Origin of the sequence: Pseudomonas sp. ICMP 460 (assembly GCF_002723595.1) — a bacterium.
In the GTDB taxonomy this organism is placed as follows: Bacteria; Pseudomonadota; Gammaproteobacteria; order Pseudomonadales; family Pseudomonadaceae; genus Aquipseudomonas; species Aquipseudomonas kitaguniensis.
In genome coordinates this window covers 26,543-47,261 of the sequence record NZ_LKBR01000010.1, presented here as the reverse complement: position 1 = coordinate 47,261, position 20,719 = coordinate 26,543, and the positions used below count along the sequence as shown (strand labels likewise).

Here is a 20,719-nt window from a genome sequence, read left to right as displayed (position 1 = left end):
TTCGGGAGGTGGGTCGTCTTATTGCAATATGGCTTTTCTGGTGCGTTCCGACAGCAGAATTTTCAGCGCGACGGCACGTTCCACGCCAATTTGCTGAGCGGGGCCGAGTCGCTGCAGGTGAATACCCGAACGAATGAGCATTCGCTCTACACCGACAGTTGTCACGGTGACATAGCTGTCCAGTTGTTGTTCGAAACCAAACGCTATGACGGTTTTTATCGCTTCGGCGGTGATGTCTGAAAAGCTCATCACTCGTTTTTCTTCAGCGTTAATCGCGAATCGGCTGAGCTCCCATATTTTTTCCGAACAGGGCGCCTCTTCTCCGTTAAGCAACTCGCTGAAGGTGTGCTTGAGCATATAAGGGCCCGAGGTAGGCAAAAGCCGCCAGCAACCCTGCACATCATTATCTTCAAAGGTTTTCTTGATCAGCATATAGATAGGGTCTAAGGCATCGTAACCATCAATGTCCATACCATCAATAGTGTCGATCGCCCAGCCTTTACGTGTCTTGAATACATCGGCACGTAATTTGTACATGGAGATAATAGCTTGCTTGTTAAATTCGTTTTTATAACCCAGTGAATAAAGCATTTGTTTCCCCTCGCCGAAAATGTGTGAGGAGAATAATTCAAAATATTTCATTGATCAGCTATCAAAAATGATAGTGTCGATCGCAGCGTATTAGCGATATATTGTCTAGTAATGTACTCAAGGGCAGTCGATTAAGGCAGTGGCTTAGATATCAATGATGCCCAAGGAATAAGCTTTCACCACAGCAGCCTTGCGGCTATTAACGCCGAGAATATGGCGAGCCTTATTCAAGTGGAAGTTAATATTGGCTTCAGTGCACACGCAAATTCGAGCGATCTCCCACGACGTTTTTCCTATGGCGCACCACTTTAAAATTTCTATCGCCTTTTTTGACAGGGGATACAGCTCTGACGTTGTTTTGATGAGCGGGTTCGGTGTATGCAAGTAAGGTAAATAGCTGCCCAGTGCCAGCTCTTTGATTAACATAAGTTGTGGGAGGGTATCAGAAATATGACGGATCGTTTGGGGAGTGCTCTGGATATTATCCAGGCTTAAGCTGAATGTACCAATTTCTCCGCCAGGACCATGCAAGGGAAGCGTAATGCCGCTGCGAAGTCCGTGAGCACTCGCTTCTTCGAAGAAGTCTTTTTGCTGAACCGTTTGGTAAATGTCTTCGCGCCAGACGATGGGAAATACTTTGGTAAAACTATGCTCTACTACCGGGTCGATGAACGCGTAACCCGATTCATCATATTTTTTTCTCCATGCCTCATCGTAGTTGGAGCATATGATGGCGGATTCCAAGGGGGCGTTAGCTGTTTTTTTCAGACCGAACAAAAAGTCTGTATAGCCCAGCCTTTGCGTGCAATGGGTTAACTCTTCAAACCATTGCTTTTCAGAATTCGTTTGTAAAATCCCATTAAACTCTTCTAAAACCAGCAATTTTTATTCCCTCTGAATGTATATCCTGGTCGTCCTAATGCCAGACTTTCATCAACGCTCATCAATGGTGCAGATAAGCGCTTGCTGCTTTTTGCGCACCCAAATGGGGCGCGAAGATACGGTTGCGAAAGTGGCTGGGGAATGATAATTATTATTGATTGAGTTTTTTTATTTTTGGCTGCGTCGCAGAAAATAGAGGCTTTAAGGGGGGGATGTCAACCGCTCGTGAAGTCCTCCACCTTCTACCGTCAACGCCTATACATTCCTCATTCGGTCCGGCTTTAATTATTCGGTTTGCAGTCTGATTTGTTTTTGTAACATTCAGGATATACAAGCGGGGTTTTAACTTTAAAAACGTTGCCCGTGCCTGCTGAATAATACGCTCAGCACTCAGCGAAACGTTCATTACGATCTGTTTTTAGGGCAATCAATGTATCATTCCGGTTATTTAAGCGGGACGTCGTCTTACGTGTTATAGCGGGTTGGCTCTTTCGAACGCATTGAAAAACTTTGGTTATCGCCTGGCGGGTTGTCGATAGTCCCTTTAGAACGTTGTTTGCGGTGTTCAGGACCCGAGCAGAACCAAGCGGATTGATCAACGCATCTGCGTGCTTACGGGAAGGTTGGCCGTTCGAACCGGCCCTGGGACACCCTCTTTGTGGCGCTCCTGAAGCGCTCTCATAAAAAGCCTCGTTCAGATTTCTCTGACGGGGCTTTTTTGTGCGCGCCCTCAAACACCGGTCGAACCTTGCCGGCGATCAGGGTTCTCAGCAGGTGCGCGATGTATTTATCGCAACCCATGTACCTCGCACGCCGCCATGCAGCGTCTGAGCTAGTAAGCAAAATTTTCCCCCGGAAACAGCCCCTATTGCCTGTCCGTTCCCGGCAACCCCGGACTATCATGCCGATAGCCCTGTCCCTCACTGCAAGGAGCCGCTCGGAACGCCGATGCGCCAAATCTGGAAATCTTTTCGAGCCCTTTATTTCGCCTCCTTGATGATGCTGATCGGCTCCGGCCTGCTCAGTACTTACCTGGCCTTGCGCCTGGCGGCCGACCATGTCGACAGCCTGTGGGTAGGTGCGTTGATGGCGGCCAACTATTTTGGCCTGGTGCTGGGCGGCAAGATCGGGCATCGCCTGATCGCCCGGGTCGGGCATATTCGTGCGTATGCCACGTGCGCCGGGATCGTCGGTGCGGCGGTGTTGGGCCATGGCCTGATCAATTGGCTGCCGGCGTGGATCGTGCTGCGGATGATTGTGGGCCTGGGGATGATGTGCCAGTACATGGTCATCGAAAGCTGGCTGAATGAGCAGGCCGATGCCAAGCAGCGTGGCGTGGTGTTCAGCGGCTATATGATTGCGTCGTACCTGGGGCTGGTGTTGGGTCAGTTGATCCTGGTGATGCACCCGGAGCTGGGCCTTGAATTGCTGATGCTGGTCGCGCTGTGTTTTGCCCTGTGCCTGGTGCCCGTGGCCATGACGCGCCGCATTCACCCGGCGCCGCTGCACCCGGCGCCAATGGAGCCGCGGTTCTTTATCAAGCGTGTGCCGCAGTCGCTGAGTACCGTGCTGGGCGCGGGGTTGATCGTGGGTTCGTTCTACGGTTTGGCGCCGCTCTATGCGTCTCAGCAAGGCCTGACCACCGAGCAGGTCGGTCTGTTTATGGGTAGCTGTATTTTTGCAGGCTTGCTGGTGCAGTGGCCGTTGGGCTGGTTGTCGGACCGCTATGATCGCGCCTTGCTGATTCGTTGTTTTGCGTTGTGCCTGGCGGTGACGGCGTTGCCGTTGGCCGTGCTGACCAAGGTGCCGCTGGAAGTGTTGTTCGTGGCCGGGTTCTTGTGTTCGCTGGTGCAGTTTTGCCTGTACCCGCTGGCGGTGGCGTTCTCCAACGATCATGTGGAAGGTGATCGCCGGGTGTCGCTGACGGCGATGTTGCTGGTGACTTACGGCGTGGGTGCGAGTATCGGGCCGTTGTTGGCGGGTGTTGCCATGAAGCTGTTTGGCAGCCACATGCTCTATGTGTTTTTCAGCCTGTGCGGGTTGGTTCTGGTGTGGCGTATTCGGCCGAAGGCGGTCACCAACCTGCACCAGGTCGACGATGCGCCGCTGCACCACGTGGCGATGCCCGACAGCATGTCCAGCTCGCCGCTGGTGGTGTGCCTTGACCCGCGCGTGGACGAGGCGATCGTGCAGGAGCAAATGCAGGGGCCGGTGGACCCCGAGCCTGAAGCCGAGCCTGAGCCAGCGGCCGATGAGCCGCTGTTCGAAGGGCCGCCGGAGCCGCTGGGCCCGGACGAGCATCCGCATGACTTGAGCAGGGCGCGCCCCTGAACGCAAAAACGGGCAGATCCCATCAGGATCCGCCCGTTTTTTTTGCCGCGATTTTAAACGTTAAAAATCGTCGTCTTTGTCGAAACGTCGCGCTTCACGCTGCAACTGGTACACAAACCGCTCTACCTGGCGCTGCACCAAACCACTCATGTTGTGGAAGCGCACGCCGGCGAAAGTGATGTTGATGCGGTCTTCGAAGTGCAGGTGGCGCAGTTCGACAGAGGTGGTCATGCTGCCGAAGGGCAGGGCGGCGATAAACCGGTCATACACCTGGCCCAGTTGCAGGCGATCGGAAATGTCGCCTTCAAAGCGCAATTTGCAGCCGGTGGCAGAGATGTCGAGCAGTTTGCCGCTGACCGGCGCCCTGATCTTTTCGCCGCCCATCTCGATGTTCACCAGTTGCGCCAGCTTCAACGCGGCGCGAAACGCATTGCGCCGCTGATGGTAGACCACTTCGTCGGGCAGGCTGCCGGTGTAAATGCGGTGGCCATCTTTTTCTTTGATGGTCAGCGTGCCATTGCTTTCCCAGGCGACACGCACGCCGTCGTGGAAGCCTTCGACGCGGAACGGTTCGCCGTTCTCGAGATGGCGTTCGCCGTCACGCGGGATCATTTCGTCCAGGGTCAGCGTTTTGCTGTCAACGTCCACCAAATAGCTTTGGAAGCGCTGGCTGCGTTCGTGGAACGTAATGATCAGTGGGTCATGGCTTTCTTGCAGCATCCGCAAGGTGCTGGCGATTTCCAGAGGCGTGGTGAGCACCTTGGGTGGCTGCGGAGCATCTTCCGCATTAAGGGCGTTGAACACGGTTCTTCCATCTCCAGACAAAATACGACTACACGCAAGAACCGGCATTTTGCCAGCATGTAGCGCGCCTTGGATAGGGCGCGCTGTAAACCGGTGTCAAGCTTGGCTGCGGGTGCTTGGCTTGACCAGCCGCGAGGTGGAACCCTGGGCGTTGTAAAGCGCCGGAGGCTCTCCGCCGTGAAGGATTCGCAACTGGTTGGCGGTCGTGGCTTGCTGCAGCTGGATAGACTGACCGTTGAGCAGGTTGGCTTCCTGGCACTGGGCGAGCAACTGATTGAGTGCGGTGCTTTGCGCCAGCAACTGGTCGCCGACCGAAGAATGACTGGCCAGCTGTGCGAGCCCATCGTGATCGGGCGCAAGGCCGAGGCTGACGAGGATCTGGCTGCGCTTTTTGCCATGCTGCTCGAGCAGCACAATCAGCGACTGCTTGCGCGCCAGAATATCTTCCAGCAAGCGCATGTCCCGGCCATGCAAGGCCAGGGACTCTTCTTTGAGCAGCTCGAGCAAATGTTGCGTCGGCGCCAGATCATCAATGATCAGTTGAAGCAAATGTTCGTCGTGGTGCATGGCTGGCCTTGGGTTTTAAGCGTCCAAAAGCCCTGCGCAGGCATTTGCCTAGCGCGTGGCTTCGAAGTTAAGCAGCTTGCTGGCTACACGGTTGCTGTCGACTTTATAGCTGCCATCGGCGATGGCCTGCTTCAATTCGGCCACACGGGCTTTATTGACGACAGGTTGATCGCGCAGCGAGTCAGTGACCTTCTGCAACTGTTGAGCCTCATTGCTCAGGTGTACCGATTCCCCGCTTTGGCTGGCGCTGGCCTGTTCTGCCTTGGCGGCAGGCGCTGGCTGCGACTTGGCTTCTACGCTGTCCTTGGCACCGCTGGTACGCGTATTGCCGGGCAAAGCCGGGGCGTTATTTAAACGACTGAAATCAATGACCATGATAAAAAACCTCTGGGTATTTGGACGCTTGCCATGTTTTCGGCCATACCCGGACAAACTTTAGGCTCGATTGACAATAAACCTGCACGTACGCATCTATGGCGCACAGTGTAGGAAAAGCAGGCGTCCTGCGCCAGTGACTATAACGCTACCTCGACTTGCCCTGGCGCGGTGACTTGCGCTTTGATCACCCGGTTGGAGTTGAGGTTTTTAACCCTGATCTGTTCGCTCATGCCGCCGTTGGACAGCGCTTCCCCCGGCATTTTTACGGTAAGCCCGCCACTGCTGGCGGAAATCACCACTTGGTCGCCCTTGCGAATCACTTCGGCCTGTTCCAGGTGGACCAGGGTGATGACTTGGTCGGCCACCATTGGTCGGGTCAATCGCTGCCCCACGGCTTGGTCAACCGACGTCAGGTAGCCCTGGTTGATCAGGCTGATATCGCGTTCGCGCAAGCCTATGTCGTCGAAGCCGATGATGCCCAAGCGTTTTAATGGCCGCGTCACCACCACCACGTCGCGGAACAGTTTGACCTGCGCCGGCACAAACACGGTCCACGGCGAGGCGCCCTCGCAGCGCACTTTCACCGTGACCCGACCGATGGGCTGGGCGGGGCTTTCAAGCGAGGCTGTCAATTCTTTGTCGCACAGCGGCATGCGCAAACGCGGGTCCAACTGGTTCACTTGAATCTCATAACGCCCCGGCGTCTGGGTGGTTGCCAGATAATCTTCTACAGTGAACTCAAGAAAGCCTTGAGTGACGCCGATAAGAAGATCAGGCAAGGTGGCGTTATCTGCGCGGGCCGTGATGCCCGAGCCCAAGGCGAGCAACGCCAGCGAGACGCAGAGCAGTCTGCGGAACGTTGGAAGGCGAGGGCGTCGGGAAACTGTCATTTTAAGGTTCATGGCCAACTAAATATCAAAACAACAGCAAAGCTCGTGCCGTTTAGTGGTGGGTACGCGCTTCACTTTAGGTCTAGCCTAAGTTTTAGCGTAGGAGTCATGGCATGGCAGGTGTAATGGATTCAGTAAACCAGCGCACACAGCTGGTGGGGCAGAATCGCCTGGAGTTGTTGCTTTTTCGCCTGGATGGCAAACAGTTATATGGCATCAACGTGTTTAAAGTGCGGGAAGTGCTGCAATGTCCCAAGCTGACGATCATGCCCAAATCCAGCCCCGTGGTCTGTGGCGTGGCGAACATCCGTGGCGCGACCATCCCGATTCTTGACCTGGCCCTGGCCACAAGTTCGGCGGGTTTGCAGGATCGCGAAAACCCGTTCGTGATCATCACGGAGTACAACACCAAGACCCAGGGTTTTCTGGTGCGCTCGGTGGAACGCATCGTCAACATGAACTGGGAAGAGATCCATCCGCCGCCCAAGGGCACCGGGCGTGACCACTACCTCACGGCAGTGACACGGGTGGATAACCAGTTGGTCGAAATCATCGACGTGGAGAAGATCCTCGCCGAAGTCGCACCCACCTCGGAAACCATCTCGGTGGGCGTGGTGGATGCCGAAACGGCGCACAAGGCGGTATCGCTGCGTGTGCTGACGGTGGATGACTCCTCGGTGGCGCGCAAGCAGGTGACCCGTTGCCTGCAAACCGTCGGCGTCGAAGTGGTGGCCCTTAATGATGGTCGCCAGGCGCTGGATTATTTGCGCAAGCTGGTGGATGAAGGCAAGAAGCCGGAAGATGAATTCTTGATGATGATCTCTGACATCGAGATGCCGGAAATGGACGGCTACACGCTTACCGCCGAGATACGCAACGATCCACGCATGCAAAAGCTGCACATCATCCTGCATACTTCGTTGTCAGGTGTATTCAATCAGGCGATGGTCAAGAAAGTCGGTGCCGATGACTTCCTGGCCAAATTTCGCCCTGATGACCTGGCATCCCGGGTAGTCGACCGGATCAAGGCAGCAGATCACGGCTAGGGGAAATTCCCCTGGCGGTCACACGATTTAAGAGGCGGTATCATTGTCTACGGGTAATTTGGATTTCGAACAATTCCGGGTCTTCCTGGAAAAAGCCTGTGGCATATTGCTCGGTGAAAACAAGCAATATCTGGTATCCAGCCGCCTCAACAAACTCATGGAGCAGCAGGGCATCAAGTCCCTTGGCGAGTTGGTGCAGCGCATCCAGAGCCAGCCGCGCAGCGGGCTCAAGGAAATGGTGGTCGATGCCATGACCACCAACGAAACCCTGTGGTTTCGCGACACCTACCCCTTCGAGGTGCTCAAGAGCAAAGTGCTGCCGGAGGCCATCAAGGCCAGCCCGGGCCAGCGTCTGCGTATCTGGTCGGCCGCCTGTTCTTCGGGGCAGGAACCGTACTCGATTTCGATGTCCATCGATGAGTTCGAGCGAACCAACATGGGCCAGTTGAAGGCGGGTGCGCAAATTGTCGCCACTGACTTGTCCGGCACCATGCTCACCAACTGCAAGACCGGCGAGTACGACAGCCTGGCGCTCGGTCGTGGTTTGTCACCGGAGCGCCTGCAGCGTTTCTTCGACCCTAAAGGGGCGGGACGTTGGGCGGTCAAGGCGCCGATCAAAAGCCGGGTGGAGTTTCGCTCGTTCAATTTGCTCGACAGCTACGCCAGCCTGGGCAAGTTTGACATGGTGTTTTGCCGCAACGTGCTGATCTACTTCTCGGCAGAGGTCAAGAAAGACATCCTGTTGCGTATCCATGGCACGCTCAAGCGCGGTGGTTATTTGTTCCTCGGCGCTTCTGAAGCGTTGAATGGGTTGCCGGATCATTACCAGATGGTGCAGTGCAGTCCGGGTATTATTTACCAGGCCAAGTAAGCACTGAATAAAAAAACGGGAGGCCCCTTGAAGGCCTCCCGTTTTTTTATGCGCTGTCAAACGGTAGCAGCGTGTACTCAGGGCCTTTGTGTCATGCGGATATTGCCCAGCGACAGGCGATGTCGGCCCAGCGGAACGGCATCGTTGAACAGGCCGAGTGTGACGTTGCCGGTCATTGTGGCGACAAACGACCCGCTCCCGGACTGCTGGGTCAGGTTGATGTTCTGAACAGTCGGGCCGATTCGGCTGCCGTTGATTGTCAGGAAAACCATTGAGCCATCGGCGGGGTCGCCTGCGCTTGCGTCAAAGGCGAAATCGTACGTGCGGCCCGCGGTCACCCAAATGGTTCGGGTAATTATGTGGGACTTGGCAACCTCGCTGTCGGCTACGTCAGCGACTACCTGCCCTGCGACAATGCGCAACACGCCGCCCACGTAACTGCCTTGGGCTACCCAGCCCTGGAACGTACCGTCTTTGAAGTCCCACACCATGCCTGGCGTTGGCGGTATGACTATCGGGCGCCGGTTGATGGTCACGGTGGCGTCCGGTGCAGTCAGGGAAACCCCGCTACGCCTGATGCTCACCCGCAGCCGCACGCTGTTGCCCTCGTTCGCTTCAACACGTTCCCTGGGTATCTGAGCAATGAGTGAGGGCACGCCTTGGGCAATTGAAAAGCTTTGGTTATGGTCACCACCCAGAACATTGCTGATCATGTTGATATTGACAAAGTCCATGGGCAGTAAGGGGAAGCTGCACATGGCTTCAGCAGAGTTGCCCGTCAGCAGGCTGGTGTTCAGGTTTGGAATGGGCAGTGCCGAGTCTTGTAATGTGAAGCCGAGGGCTGGGACAGTCATCGTGGTAAGCCTCTTCCTTGCGCATGGAGGGATGTGCGCCCAATAGGGCATCCGATGCGGCAGGCACCACAACTGTCATAAATACCAGTGCAGACGGACGGTGCGACAGCGCGCTGCGTTTTAAATGACTGCGTCGCCGCGGTTGCCGCTCGCCATTAAAGCGGCAAAGGTGATTGCCGCTTTAATGGCGCGACGCGGAAGGCGGTTGCCGCTTTTCTGGCATTGCCGCCGGCAAACGCCGCGCAAACCCTTGAATTACGGGCTTTGCTGACATTGGCATGCACCTTGCTAAGACCTTGTTACGAAAAGCAGGTCAGCCTAAAGGTTTCCGCCATGAGCATCAGCTTCGATAAAGCGCTCGGTATCCACGAACAAGCCCTGGGCTTCCGCGCCCAGCGTGCCGAAGTCCTGGCCAACAACATTGCCAACGCCGACACCCCGAACTACAAGGCTCGGGACTTGGACTTCTCTGCTGTGCTCGCCGCCCAGCAAGACAAGACCAAGAACGGCACCTTCGCCTTGAACATGACCAACAACCGTCATATCGAAGCGCAAGGCCTGAGCAATGGTGACGAGTCATTGCTGTATCGCACGCCGATGCAGCCATCGATCGACCAGAACACCGTGGATGCCCAGCTGGAGCAATCGGCCTATGCCGAGAACTCGGTGAACTTCCAGGCCAGCTTCACCCTGCTCAACAGCAAATTCAAAGGGCTGATGTCAGCCCTGCGTGGAGAATAAGCCATGTCCTTAGCCAGTGTTTTTAATATTGCCGGCAGTGGCATGAGCGCGCAAACCACGCGCCTGAACACCGTCGCCAGTAACATCGCCAACGCCGAAACCGTGTCTTCGAGCATTGACCAGACCTACCGTGCACGTCACCCGGTGTTTGCCACCATGTTTCAGGGCGGCCAGAGCGGCGGCAGCGATTCGCTGTTCCAGAGCCAGGACGCCGCAGGCCAGGGCGTGCAAGTACTTGGCGTGGTTGAAGACCAGAGCAATCTGGAAGCGCGCTATGAGCCTAACCACCCCGCTGCGAACGAAAAGGGTTACGTCTACTACCCCAACGTCAACGTGGTCGAGGAAATGGCCGACATGATCTCCGCCAGTCGTTCGTTCCAGACCAACGCGGAAATGATGAACACCGCCAAAACCATGATGCAGAAGGTCCTGACCCTGGGTCAGTGATAAGGGGTGCCAAATAATGGCCATTGTTGATAGCACTTCTACGAACACGGCGGTTCAGGACCTTTTCAACACGAAGGTCAGCTCCGCAACAAACAATGTCGCAAGCGTTGCCTCGGCAGCCACCGGCAGCCAGTCGCTGGGCAAAGACGCGTTTCTGCAATTGCTGGTTACCCAGTTGAAAAACCAGAACCCGCTGTCGCCTCAAGACAACGGCGCATTTGTCGCACAACTGGCGCAGTTCAGCAGCCTGGAAGGGATTAACACCCTGAACGACTCGGTGAATTCGATCTCCAGCAACTTCAGCTCGTCGCAAGCGCTGCAAGCGTCGTCGCTGGTGGGGCGTTCGATCATCACCCAAACCGACAAAGCCACGGTCGACACCAGCAAGAGCATGACCGGCTCGGTGGCCGTGACTGCGGCGACGGGCAACGTTTCGGTGAAGATCACCGACGCAACCGGCAGTGTGGTGCGCACCCTCGATTTGGGCGCCCAAAGCGCCGGCGATGTGAGCTTTGTCTGGGATGGCAAGAACGACAGTGGTGAGGTCGCGACTCCCGGGACCTACACCTTTGCCGCTACCACCAAGAGTGACGCCGGCGATGCCGTTGCGCTTAGCACCTCATTGCCGGCAACGGTTACCAGCGTGACGCTGAGCAAGACCGGCGGCGAAATGCTGCTGAACCTTGCTGGCGGCATGGGCAGCGTCAAGCTGTCGCAAATTCAGACTATCGGTACATAGAGCCGGCTAACGACGGCAGAAGGAGAGAAACATGTCTTTTAACATCGGCCTTAGCGGCCTCTATGCGGCCAACAAACAACTGGACGTTACCGGCAACAACATCGCCAACGTTGCGACCACTGGCTTCAAGTCGTCCCGTGCGGAATTCGCCGATATTTACGCGGCGTCCAAGCTGGGCACTGGCCAGAACAGCATCGGCAACGGTGTGAACCTGGCGGCGGTGTCCCAGCAATTCACCCAGGGTGACGTCAATAACAGCGGCGGTACGCTGGACATGGCGATCCAGGGCGGTGGCTTCTTCGTACAGAAGGGCAGCGACGGCTCGCTGGAGTACACCCGTAGTGGCGCGTTCCGTTCCGACAAGGACGGTTACATCACCAACAACACCGGCACCTCGCGCCTGCAGGGCTACGCGGCAGACGATGAAGGCAATATCACCAAGGGCGGCCTGACCGACCTGAAACTGAACTTGTCGAACCTGCCGCCCAAAGCGTCCACCAAAGTGGATTCCAGCAGCAACTTGAACTCTTCGGAGCCGGTGATCGACCAAACGGCCAAGCCGTTTGATCCAACCGACACCAGCACCTTTACCACTCAATACAGCACCACGCTGTATGACAGCCAAGGTAACGCCCACCCGATGGTGCAGTACCTGGTGAAAACCGATGCCAACAAGTGGAACGCCTACACCCTGATCGATGGGCGTAACCTGGATGGCAGCGCACCGACCACCACCGGTACGACTGCACCTGTACCGTCCACGTTGAGTTTTGATGGCTCCGGCAAGCTCACGGGTATAGTCACCGGTACCACCTCGAGCACTACCTTGAACCTTACAGGTTGGGTGCCGGGCACTGTGACCGATGGCGTATGGAAGGCAAACGGCGCGAACGCCAACCCGACCGGTGTTGCTATCAACATGGCCAACATCACCCAGTACAACTCGGCGACCTACCGCAACCCGCCGACCACCGACGGTTACGCCACTGGCCAGATCACCGGCCTTAAAATCGACGGCAATGGCGTACTGTTTGCGACGTTCAGCAACCAGCAAAGCAAGGCTGTCGGCCAGATCTCCCTGGCCAGCTTCAACAACGAGCAGGGCCTGCAACCCGCCGGCAGTACTTCGTGGCGAGAGACTTTCGCTTCGGGCCAGCCGGGTTACGACACCCCGCAATCAGGCACCTTGGGTTCGATCGTGGCCAACTCGCTGGAGAACTCCAACGTCAACCTGACCAACGAGCTGGTGGACCTGATCAAGGCGCAGAGCAACTATCAGGCGAACGCCAAGACCATCTCTACCCAGAGCACCATCATGCAGACCATCATTCAAATGACTTGATGCACATGGCCTGACGCGTCACGAAAAACCAGCCCCTCGACCGAGGGGCTTTTTTTTGCCTGTCATTTGGCCTCAAGACTTTTCCGACTGCCTGCCCGGTTACCAGACGACACGCCTGTACTGGAACCGACCACAACGTTCTTTCCACACATCAATCACGAGGCATTCGATCCGTCATTACAAGGGGGCACAGTATGTGGAGTTCGTCGGTGTCCAGCCATGGGGCTGGAGGCGTGAATTATGGCGTGGGTGGGGCAGGCCAGTATCGGGGGGGAATCCTTTCAGACGGTAAAAAGGATGATGTGGATTCTGACAAAACCGCGATTTCCAATCTTCTAAAAGAGCTGACGGACGCCGAGAAAACCTCGAAAAACCAGACTGTTCAAGAGGTGCGTGACAAGCTCAATGCAAAACGAAAAGAGCTGGGGGACGAGAAGTTCAAAGAGATCCTGGAAGAGCTGAAGAAAGATGCGTCTGAGGGTTTACTCGCGCAACTGAAGCGGATGTTTCCGGACCTGTTTCCAGACGATTCAGCCCCAACCCCCTCTCCAGCACCTTCGCCAGGTGGTGGTGGGGGCGGTGGCGGCGGTGGTGGCAGCGTTAATCCGAGTAATTTTGGCCCCAAAGAGTCGATGAGTAACAAGCCTTTTACCCAGGGGGCTAATCACGCTAACTACACGCCTGACAAGAGTGATCCCGGTAAAAAACCAGGCATGGGCAAGGAGGCCGGCAATATTTGGACCGGTTTCAAACAGGGACCGGATGGAAACTGCACCACGGTTTCGGCAATCAAGGCCGCCATGATGAAGTTTGGTCAGAAGCCCACCGATGTGTTCAAGGATGTAAAAGAAGCAGGTGATGGCTATGACGTGCAGATGCGCGATGGGTTCCAGCTTCATTTGAGCAAGGGCGAATTGCAGGTGGCGGCGCAGCAGGCGCGATTTTTGGGCGATGATCCGGCCATGATGACCGACGCCAACTTCCTGTATGCGGCGAGCGCCAAGCGCGCGCAAATGGAAAACAATGATGGCACCGCAAGCGCCAGTTTCCTGCAGGCGACGGTTACGTTGAACGATGGCGAGTATGGTCGTGAATCGCTGGAACGCCTGGGGCTTAAAAATCACTACAGGACCTCCTCCAGCAGCGAGTTGGCCAATGGCGCGTTGGGTGTTGTGGACTTCGGCGGCCATTCAATGGCCGTGGTCGGTGGGCGGTTAGAGCTTTGGGGAAGTCGAGGTGGCAGGCCTCAAGAGGGTAATGCTTATGCGCTCATCTAAAGCGTGAGAGCTGCTTACCTGTAATCGAAAAAAAACCGACAACCCCTGAATGCTCCAAGGTTGTCGGCTTTTTTGAATCACGGGCGATTAAGCCCGCAACGGGCTCAGCTTATTGGCACGCTTCGCAATCCGGCTCGTCAATCGCGCAGGCCTTTGGCACTGGCGCCGGGCCGGCCGGTGCTGCGAGCACCGAATCGTCACCGTGGTTGCCGCCGCTGGAAACAGCGTTCAGCTTACCGGTGTTGATGGTCGACTTCTCGGTGCTGGTCGCGGCCAGGGCACGGAGGTAGTAAGTGGTTTTCAGGCCACGGTACCACGCCATACGGTAGGTCACGTCGAGCTTCTTGCCCGAAGCGCCGGCGATGTACAGGTTCAGCGATTGCGCCTGGTCGATCCACTTCTGACGACGGCTGGCGGCGTCAACGATCCACTTGGTGTCCACTTCGAAGGCGGTGGCGTAGAGCTCTTTGAGTTCTTGCGGGATGCGCTCGATCTGCTGCACGGAACCGTCGTAGTACTTCAGGTCGTTGATCATCACCGAGTCCCACAGGCCGCGGGCTTTCAGGTCGCGAACAAGGTAGGGGTTGATCACGGTGAATTCGCCCGACAGGTTCGATTTCACATACAGGTTCTGGTAGGTCGGTTCGATCGACTGCGACACGCCGGTGATGTTGGCGATGGTCGCGGTCGGTGCGATGGCCATGATGTTGGAGTTACGAATACCTTTTTGCACACGGGCACGTACCGGCGCCCAGTCCAGGGATTCGTTGAGGTCAACGTCGATGTACTTCTGGCCACGCTGCTCGATCAGGATCTGTTGCGAATCCAGCGGCAGGATGCCTTTGGACCACAGCGAACCTTCGAACGTCTGGTAGGCGCCGCGCTCGTCGGCCAGGTCGCAGGAAGCCTGGATCGCGTAGTAGCTGACCGCTTCCATCGACTTGTCGGCGAACTCGACCGCTGCATCCGAACCGTAAGGAATGTGCTGCAGGTACAAAGCGTCCTGGAAGCCCATGATGCCCAAGCCAACCGGGCGGTGCTTGAAGTTGGAGTTCTGCGCCTGTGGCACCGAGTAGTAGTTGATGTCGATAACGTTATCGAGCATGCGTACCGCGGTATTGACGGTGCGTTCCAGCTTGGCGGTGTCCAGCTTGCCGTTGACGATGTGGTTCGGCAGGTTGATCGAGCCCAGGTTGCAAACGGCGATCTCGTCCTTGTTGGTGTTCAAGGTGATTTCGGTGCACAGGTTCGAGCTGTGGACCACGCCCACGTGCTGCTGCGGGCTGCGCAGGTTGCACGGGTCTTTGAAGGTCAGCCATGGGTGGCCGGTTTCGAACAGCATCGAAAGCATTTTGCGCCACAGGTCTTTGGCCTGAATGGTCTTGAACAGCTTGATCTTGCCTGGGTACTGGGACAGCGCTTCGTAGTACTCGTAACGCTCCTCGAAGGCCTTGCCGGTCAGGTCGTGCAGGTCCGGGACTTCGGATGGCGAGAACAGGGTCCACTGGCCATCATCGAAGACGCGCTTCATGAACAGGTCAGGGATCCAGTTGGCGGTGTTCATGTCGTGGGTACGACGACGGTCATCACCGGTGTTCTTGCGCAGCTCGATGAACTCTTCAATGTCCATGTGCCAGGTTTCCAGGTAGGCACACACAGCGCCTTTGCGCTTGCCACCCTGGTTCACGGCCACAGCGGTGTCGTTGACGACTTTCAGGAACGGTACAACGCCCTGGGACTTGCCGTTGGTGCCCTTGATGTACGAACCGAGTGCACGCACCGGGGTCCAGTCGTTGCCCAGGCCGCCGGCGAATTTGGACAACATGGCGTTGTCGTGGATCGCGTGGTAAATGCCCGACAGGTCATCCGGCACGGTGGTCAGGTAGCAGCTCGACAACTGCGGGCGCAGGGTGCCGGCGTTGAACAGGGTCGGGGTCGACGACATGTAGTCAAAAGACGACAACAGGTTGTAGAACTCGATGGCACGGTCTTCTTTGTTCTTCTCTTCGATTGCCAGGCCCATGGCCACGCGCATGAAAAACACTTGCGGCAGTTCGAAGCGGATACCGTCCTTGTGGATGAAGTAACGGTCGTACAGGGTTTGCAGGCCCAGGTAGGTGAACTGCTGATCGCGCTCGTGGTTGATCGCCTTGCCGAGTTTTTCCAGGTCGAAGGTGGCCAGGATCGGGTTCAGCAATTCAAATTCGATACCCTTGGCGATGTAGGCAGGCAATGCCTTCGCGTACAGGTCAGCCATCTCGTGGTGGGTGGCGCTGTCGGCCACGCCCAGGAAACCCAGGCCTTCGGCCCGCAGGGTGTCCATCAACAGGCGCGCGGTCACGAACGAGTAGTTCGGCTCACGTTCAACCAGGGTACGGGCGGTCATCACCAGGGCGGTGTTAACGTCGGTCAGGGCCACGCCGTCGTAGAGGTTTTTCAGGGTTTCGCGCTGGATCAGCTCGCCGTCGACTTCTGCCAGGCCTTCGCAGGCCTCGGTGATGATGGTGTTCAGGCGGCCCAGGTCCAGCGGCGCAAATGTGCCGTCGGCCAGGGTGATGCGGATCGATGGGTGCGCTTGCACGGCCGCTTCTTCGGCCGGGGTACGTACGGCACGTTCCTTGGCGCGCGAATCGCGGTAGATCACGTAGTCGCGGGCTACTTTCTGCTCGCCGGCACGCATCAGGGCCAATTCAACCTGGTCCTGGATTTCTTCGATGTGGATGGTGCCGCCCGATGGCATGCGACGCTTGAACGTTGCCGAGACTTGTTCGGTCAGGCGGGCAACGGTGTCGTGGATGCGCGACGAGGCAGCAGCGGTGCCGCCTTCAACTGCAAGAAACGCTTTGGTGATGGCGACGGTGATTTTGTCATCGGTGTAAGGAACGACAGTCCCGTTACGCTTGATCACGCGCAGTTGGCCAGGTGCGGTGGCGGACAGATCCATATTCGAATCAGCGGCCTGCGGCACGGAGCCCTGCGGGTTCTCGCGAGTTGTGTCGGTTTGCATGGGGGGGTTGTCTCCACGTTCTATATTTGATTGCGAGTGCGAGGTTATCCCTGCAACACCCGTACCGCTTTCCATGTCGGGTATGGAGAACGGTTGCCATCCGCGTGAGCGATTTGGACTACAAGAAATCTGTTGGTTGCACGCTGCGTTAGCGATAAAGCGCTTGAGTTTCGAGCCACTTGTGTGGTTGGTCGAATGGGTCGAAAACCCCACATGTGGGGTCTGGCGTGCCGCCGAGGTACAAGATAATGCGTTTTTGTAGGGTTAGCAACGCAGTAACCTGTGGATAAGGCTGTGAGTAAAATGTGAAAGAAAGCTGCAATACCCGTGTAGGCCACGTAGCGACTGCGTTGAACCGTTTGTCATTAAATATTTCGGGCTTGAAACGGCATCTCAATTTTTGAGGGCGCGAACCCTACCATAAAAAAATGTGATCACCGAATGGATTTCCGCGCTTGTGCCGCAGGGCTGGCACGTGGCTACAATCTGCCCACTCACAGGCGTTGTTATGCCCAGAAAACATTACAAACTGGGTATGCCGGGTGAAGATCAGCATGTGCGTCCTGAACCATTTCTAATAACAACGAGGGTCACCCGTGGAGCAAGAAGCCTGGCACCTATTGATTGTCGAGGACGACGAGCGGCTGGCTGAGTTGACCCGCGACTACCTGCAAAGCAACGGCCTGCACGTGTCGGTGGAAAGCGACGGCGCCCTTGCGGCGGCGCGCATCATCGCTGAGCAGCCGGACCTGGTGATTCTCGACCTGATGCTGCCCGGCGAAGACGGCCTGAGCATCTGCCGCACGGTACGTGAACATTATGACGGTGTGATCCTGATGTTGACCGCGCGTACCGACGACATGGACCAAATAGTGGGCCTGGACATGGGCGCCGACGACTACGTGTGCAAACCCGTGCGCCCGCGCTTGTTACTCGCGCGCATCCAGGCCTTGCTACGGCGCAGCGAAACGGCTGTACCGCCGGCCGTCGAACACCAGCGCCGCCTGCAGTTTGGCCCGTTGCTGGTCGACAATGCGCTGCGCGAAGCCTGGCTGCACGGCGGCGCTATCGAACTGACCAGCGCCGAGTTCGATTTGCTGTGGTTACTGGTGGCGAATGCCGGGCGCATTTTGTCCCGCGAAGAAATCTTCATCGCCCTGCGCGGCATCGGCTACGACGGCCAGGATCGCTCCATTGATGTGCGCATTTCACGCATTCGCCCAAAAATCGGTGACGACCCGATTCACCCGCGCTTGATCAAGACCATCCGCAGCAAAGGCTACTTGTTCGTCCCTGAAGCCGCTGCCGATATGCCGCTGTGAACTCGATCTTCCTGCGGATTTACGGCGGCATGTGCGCCGCGCTGATTCTGGTCGCGCTGTTGGGGGTACTGGCCCTGCACCTGCTCAACGAGGTGCGCAGCGACCAATACCGCGAGCGCCTGGCCCACGGCACCTTCGCGCTGATGGGCGACAACCTGCAACCCATGAGCCCCATCGAGCGCCAACGTGCGCTGGCGATGTGGGAGCGTTTGCTTGGCATGCCCTTGGCGTTGCGCACGCTGAGCGATGCTCAGCTCGACTTGGGCCAGCGCAGCCGCCTGCAACGTGGCCAAGTGCTGGTTGAGCAGACCGGGCCGCATTCGGCGCGTGTGCTGCGCCAAGTCAGCGAACAGGAGCCGTGGGTGCTCACCGGCGAAGTGCAGCAGATCAGCGAACAACTGGCCCGCGCGACTATTTACTTGTTGGCCGACGAACTGGTGCGTTTTCCGGTCGCCGAGCAAGCGCAAAAGCTCGCCGACATCAAGCAAGCCAAGGGTTTTGGTTTTGACATGCACCTTATGACGCTTGCCCAGGCCGACATGGACGACGACCAGCGCCGCCGTGTAGCGGAGGGCGATACCGTGATGGCCTTGGGCAAGGGCGGCGATTCGATCCGGGTGTTTGCCGGCATGGCCGGTACGCCTTGGGTACTGGAGATTGGCCCGCTGTATCAAATGAACCCGTACCCGCCGCAATGGCTGATTTTGATCGCGCTGATCAGCCTGACCTTGATCGGCCTGATCGTGTATTTGCTGGTGCGCCAGCTTGAACGGCGCCTTAAAGGCCTGGAAGCGGCGGCCACGCGCATCGCCAAAGGCAGCCTGGATGTTCGCGTACCTGCGCGCGGCGCCGATTCGGTGGGGCGTTTGGCGGCCGCCTTTAATGACATGGCCGAGCACTTGCAGCAATTATTGGCGATCCAGCGCGAACTGGTGCGCGCGGTCTCCCACGAGCTGCGCACGCCGGTGGCCCGCCTGCGCTTTGGTCTGGAGATGATCGGCGACGCCGCCACTCCCCAGGCAAGGGCCAAATACATGCAGGGCATGGACAGCGATATCGAGGACCTCGATGGCCTGGTAGACGAAATGCTCACCTACGCACGTTTGGAGCAGGGCGCGCCGGCGCTGAATTTCCAGCGGGTCGACCTCAGTGCGTTGCTCGACCAAGTGATTGGCGAGTTGTCGCCACTGCGCCCGCACGTCACGGTGACTCGCGGTATATGCCTGTCATCGGCGCATTGGGACGACGCGTGGGTGGATGCCGAGCCGCGTTATTTGCACCGTGCGTTGCAAAACCTGGTGAGCAATGCGATGCGTCACGCTCAAGGCCAGGTGCTGATCAGTTATCAGGTGGGCCAGGTGCGTTGCCGCATCGATGTGGAAGACGACGGCCCCGGCGTGCCGCAAAGCGCCTGGGAACGCATTTTTACCCCGTTCCTGCGCCTGGACGACAGCCGCACCCGAGCATCAGGCGGGCATGGCCTGGGTTTATCGATTGTGCGGCGGATTATCCATTGGCATGGCGGGCGGGCGTTGATCAGCAAGAGCAACAACCTCGGCGGCGCGTGTTTCAGCTTGAGTTGGCCGCGCGATCAGCAAAAAGCATAAGGTGATCGCCTCCACACGCTGAAGCGCTTTTTTATGGGAGCGGGCTTGCTCGCGATAGCGGCTTATCAGTTGAAAAATACGTGTCTGACACACAGCAATCGCGAGCAAGCCCGCTCCCACAGTTGAGTGCTTTCGGCTTGGTGTGATCAGCGCTGGTTTGCTTGCGATTGCGCTGTATCACGCGCCGATAGCCACCAGGCTCAACAACTGCTCCCCATTCACCGCAAATTGTGCGGCCAGCTCCGTGCCGGGGCACCACTCGGCAGACAGGTCCGTGAGCAACCGCAACCGCACATGGCCGCTGTGTGACCACTCCACCACCTCGGCATGCTCAAAGTAGAAGCGCTTCTGCACAATCGGGTAGAGCGCCTTGAACAGGCTTTCCTTGGCCGAAAACGTCAGCGTCACCAGCAACGCAATCTGCTCGCGCGGCACGCTCGCCATGCGTTGCAGTTCGTCTACGGTAAGAATTTCCCCGGCCAAACGCTCCGCGCGTTCCAGCGGCAGTACATTTTCCAGGTCCATTCCCAGCCCGCGCCATTGCGCTTTATGCCCGACAATCGCCGCCGCATGCCCGGTGCTGTGGGTAATGGAGCCACTGATGTGCGCAGGCCACACCGGCGCACGGTCTTCGCCGATGGCCGGTATGCAATGGAGCTGGTCAAGCTGGTGCAGCGCCGCGCGGGCGCACACGCGGCCCGCCAGGAACTCGGCCTGACGCTTGGCCACCGAGCGCTGGATGCTGGCGGGTGGCGGCACGGCGCTGCGCTGAAAGTCATCGGCGACTAATAAGGCCGGGTCGAATCGAGTGCTCACAAACACCGTGCCAGGTAGCGGGACGGGCAGTGGCCAACGGGCATCGAGTGGGGTGCAGCAAGCGGGTAGAGGCGTCATGCGCGGTATTTTGCCGAGTTGGCGTGCCGCTGGATAGCCCATTACGGTTCAGGCGCGGTTCAGAGCCCGTTCAGGGGGAGTTCAGGGGCGCCTGCGTAGTCTGGCTGCAACAGGCAAACGCACAGAGGT

19 protein-coding genes are annotated in these 20,719 nt (G+C 57.5%); 10 read left to right on the top strand and 9 right to left on the bottom strand.

Features of this window, described 5'->3' with window-relative positions:
- Positions 1–18: 18 nt before the first annotated feature.
- Both AO240_RS08780 and AO240_RS08775 read right to left on the bottom strand, forming a co-directional pair.
- Positions 19–642, bottom strand: coding sequence for an acyl-homoserine-lactone synthase (locus AO240_RS08780; RefSeq protein WP_256585899.1), 624 nt, complete (start codon positions 640–642; stop codon positions 19–21).
- 93 nt (positions 643–735) lie between these two features.
- Positions 736–1,473: an autoinducer binding domain-containing protein gene (locus AO240_RS08775; protein ID WP_099236212.1), complete on the bottom strand. Its 738-nt coding sequence runs from the start codon at positions 1,471–1,473 to the stop codon at positions 736–738.
- Positions 1,474–2,421: 948 nt separating this feature from the next.
- On the opposite strand from AO240_RS08775, the gene AO240_RS08770 reads away from it, so the two are divergent.
- The gene (locus AO240_RS08770; RefSeq protein ID WP_099236211.1) at positions 2,422–3,804 is read left to right on the top strand and encodes an MFS transporter; all 1,383 of its coding nucleotides are present in this window, start codon (positions 2,422–2,424) and stop codon (positions 3,802–3,804) included.
- A 60-nt stretch (positions 3,805–3,864) separates the two neighbouring features.
- Here the strand turns inward: AO240_RS08770 and AO240_RS08765 are convergent, their stop codons facing one another.
- The 4 genes from AO240_RS08765 to flgA all read right to left on the bottom strand — a co-directional run bounded on the left by AO240_RS08765 (position 3,865) and on the right by flgA (position 6,455).
- Entirely contained in the window at positions 3,865–4,608 is a 744-nt protein-coding gene (locus AO240_RS08765) for a flagellar brake protein (protein ID WP_099236210.1), read from the bottom strand.
- Between the two features lie 96 nt (positions 4,609–4,704).
- The gene (locus tag AO240_RS08760) at positions 4,705–5,175 is read right to left on the bottom strand and encodes a flagella synthesis protein FlgN (RefSeq protein ID WP_099236209.1); all 471 of its coding nucleotides are present in this window, start codon (positions 5,173–5,175) and stop codon (positions 4,705–4,707) included.
- Positions 5,176–5,223: 48 nt separating this feature from the next.
- Entirely contained in the window at positions 5,224–5,550 is a 327-nt protein-coding gene (gene flgM, locus AO240_RS08755) for a flagellar biosynthesis anti-sigma factor FlgM (protein ID WP_058414101.1), read from the bottom strand.
- 140 nt (positions 5,551–5,690) lie between these two features.
- Complete coding sequence (flgA, locus tag AO240_RS08750) at positions 5,691–6,455, bottom strand: flagellar basal body P-ring formation chaperone FlgA (protein ID WP_058414100.1); 765 nt, start codon at positions 6,453–6,455, stop codon at positions 5,691–5,693.
- A gap of 101 nt (positions 6,456–6,556) precedes the next feature.
- Between flgA and AO240_RS08745 the strand changes: the two genes are divergently transcribed.
- A complete protein-coding gene (locus AO240_RS08745) occupies positions 6,557–7,489 on the top strand; it encodes a chemotaxis protein CheV (protein ID WP_058414099.1) in 933 nt (310 codons plus the stop codon).
- A 43-nt stretch (positions 7,490–7,532) separates the two neighbouring features.
- Positions 7,533–8,360 (top strand): protein-glutamate O-methyltransferase CheR, encoded by an 828-nt coding sequence (cheR, locus tag AO240_RS08740; protein WP_099236208.1) that lies wholly within the window; start codon positions 7,533–7,535, stop codon positions 8,358–8,360.
- A gap of 77 nt (positions 8,361–8,437) precedes the next feature.
- Here cheR and AO240_RS08735 read toward each other — a convergent pair whose 3' ends face one another.
- A complete protein-coding gene (locus AO240_RS08735; RefSeq protein ID WP_099236207.1) occupies positions 8,438–9,214 on the bottom strand; it encodes a hypothetical protein in 777 nt (258 codons plus the stop codon).
- A gap of 333 nt (positions 9,215–9,547) precedes the next feature.
- Between AO240_RS08735 and flgB the strand changes: the two genes are divergently transcribed.
- From flgB to AO240_RS08710, 5 genes are all read left to right on the top strand, one after another.
- The gene (gene flgB, locus AO240_RS08730) at positions 9,548–9,955 is read left to right on the top strand and encodes a flagellar basal body rod protein FlgB (protein ID WP_049711905.1); all 408 of its coding nucleotides are present in this window, start codon (positions 9,548–9,550) and stop codon (positions 9,953–9,955) included.
- 3 nt (positions 9,956–9,958) lie between these two features.
- Positions 9,959–10,402 (top strand): flagellar basal body rod protein FlgC, encoded by a 444-nt coding sequence (gene flgC, locus AO240_RS08725; RefSeq protein ID WP_058414097.1) that lies wholly within the window; start codon positions 9,959–9,961, stop codon positions 10,400–10,402.
- A 16-nt stretch (positions 10,403–10,418) separates the two neighbouring features.
- Positions 10,419–11,141, top strand: a complete 723-nt coding sequence (gene flgD, locus AO240_RS08720) for a flagellar hook assembly protein FlgD (protein ID WP_099236206.1) — start codon at positions 10,419–10,421, stop codon at positions 11,139–11,141.
- Between the two features lie 31 nt (positions 11,142–11,172).
- Complete coding sequence (gene flgE, locus AO240_RS08715) at positions 11,173–12,483, top strand: flagellar hook protein FlgE (RefSeq protein ID WP_099236205.1); 1,311 nt, start codon at positions 11,173–11,175, stop codon at positions 12,481–12,483.
- 194 nt (positions 12,484–12,677) lie between these two features.
- On the top strand, positions 12,678–13,760 hold the full coding sequence (locus AO240_RS08710; RefSeq protein WP_177445801.1) for a hypothetical protein: 1,083 nt from the start codon (positions 12,678–12,680) through the stop codon (positions 13,758–13,760).
- Positions 13,761–13,869: 109 nt separating this feature from the next.
- On the opposite strand, the gene AO240_RS08705 is transcribed toward AO240_RS08710, so the two are convergent.
- Positions 13,870–16,767 (bottom strand): ribonucleoside-diphosphate reductase subunit alpha, encoded by a 2,898-nt coding sequence (locus AO240_RS08705; RefSeq protein WP_099236204.1) that lies wholly within the window; start codon positions 16,765–16,767, stop codon positions 13,870–13,872.
- Between the two features lie 596 nt (positions 16,768–17,363).
- Between AO240_RS08705 and AO240_RS08700 the strand changes: the two genes are divergently transcribed.
- Positions 17,364–18,089, top strand: a complete 726-nt coding sequence (locus tag AO240_RS08700; RefSeq protein WP_099236203.1) for a response regulator — start codon at positions 17,364–17,366, stop codon at positions 18,087–18,089.
- A complete protein-coding gene (locus tag AO240_RS08695; protein ID WP_099236202.1) occupies positions 18,086–19,696 on the top strand; it encodes an ATP-binding protein in 1,611 nt (536 codons plus the stop codon). The genes AO240_RS08700 and AO240_RS08695 overlap by 4 nt, the downstream gene beginning before the upstream one ends.
- Positions 19,697–19,873: 177 nt before the next feature.
- On the opposite strand, the gene AO240_RS08690 is transcribed toward AO240_RS08695, so the two are convergent.
- Positions 19,874–20,590: a 4'-phosphopantetheinyl transferase gene (locus AO240_RS08690; RefSeq protein WP_099236282.1), complete on the bottom strand. Its 717-nt coding sequence runs from the start codon at positions 20,588–20,590 to the stop codon at positions 19,874–19,876.
- Positions 20,591–20,719: the final 129 nt, after the last annotated feature.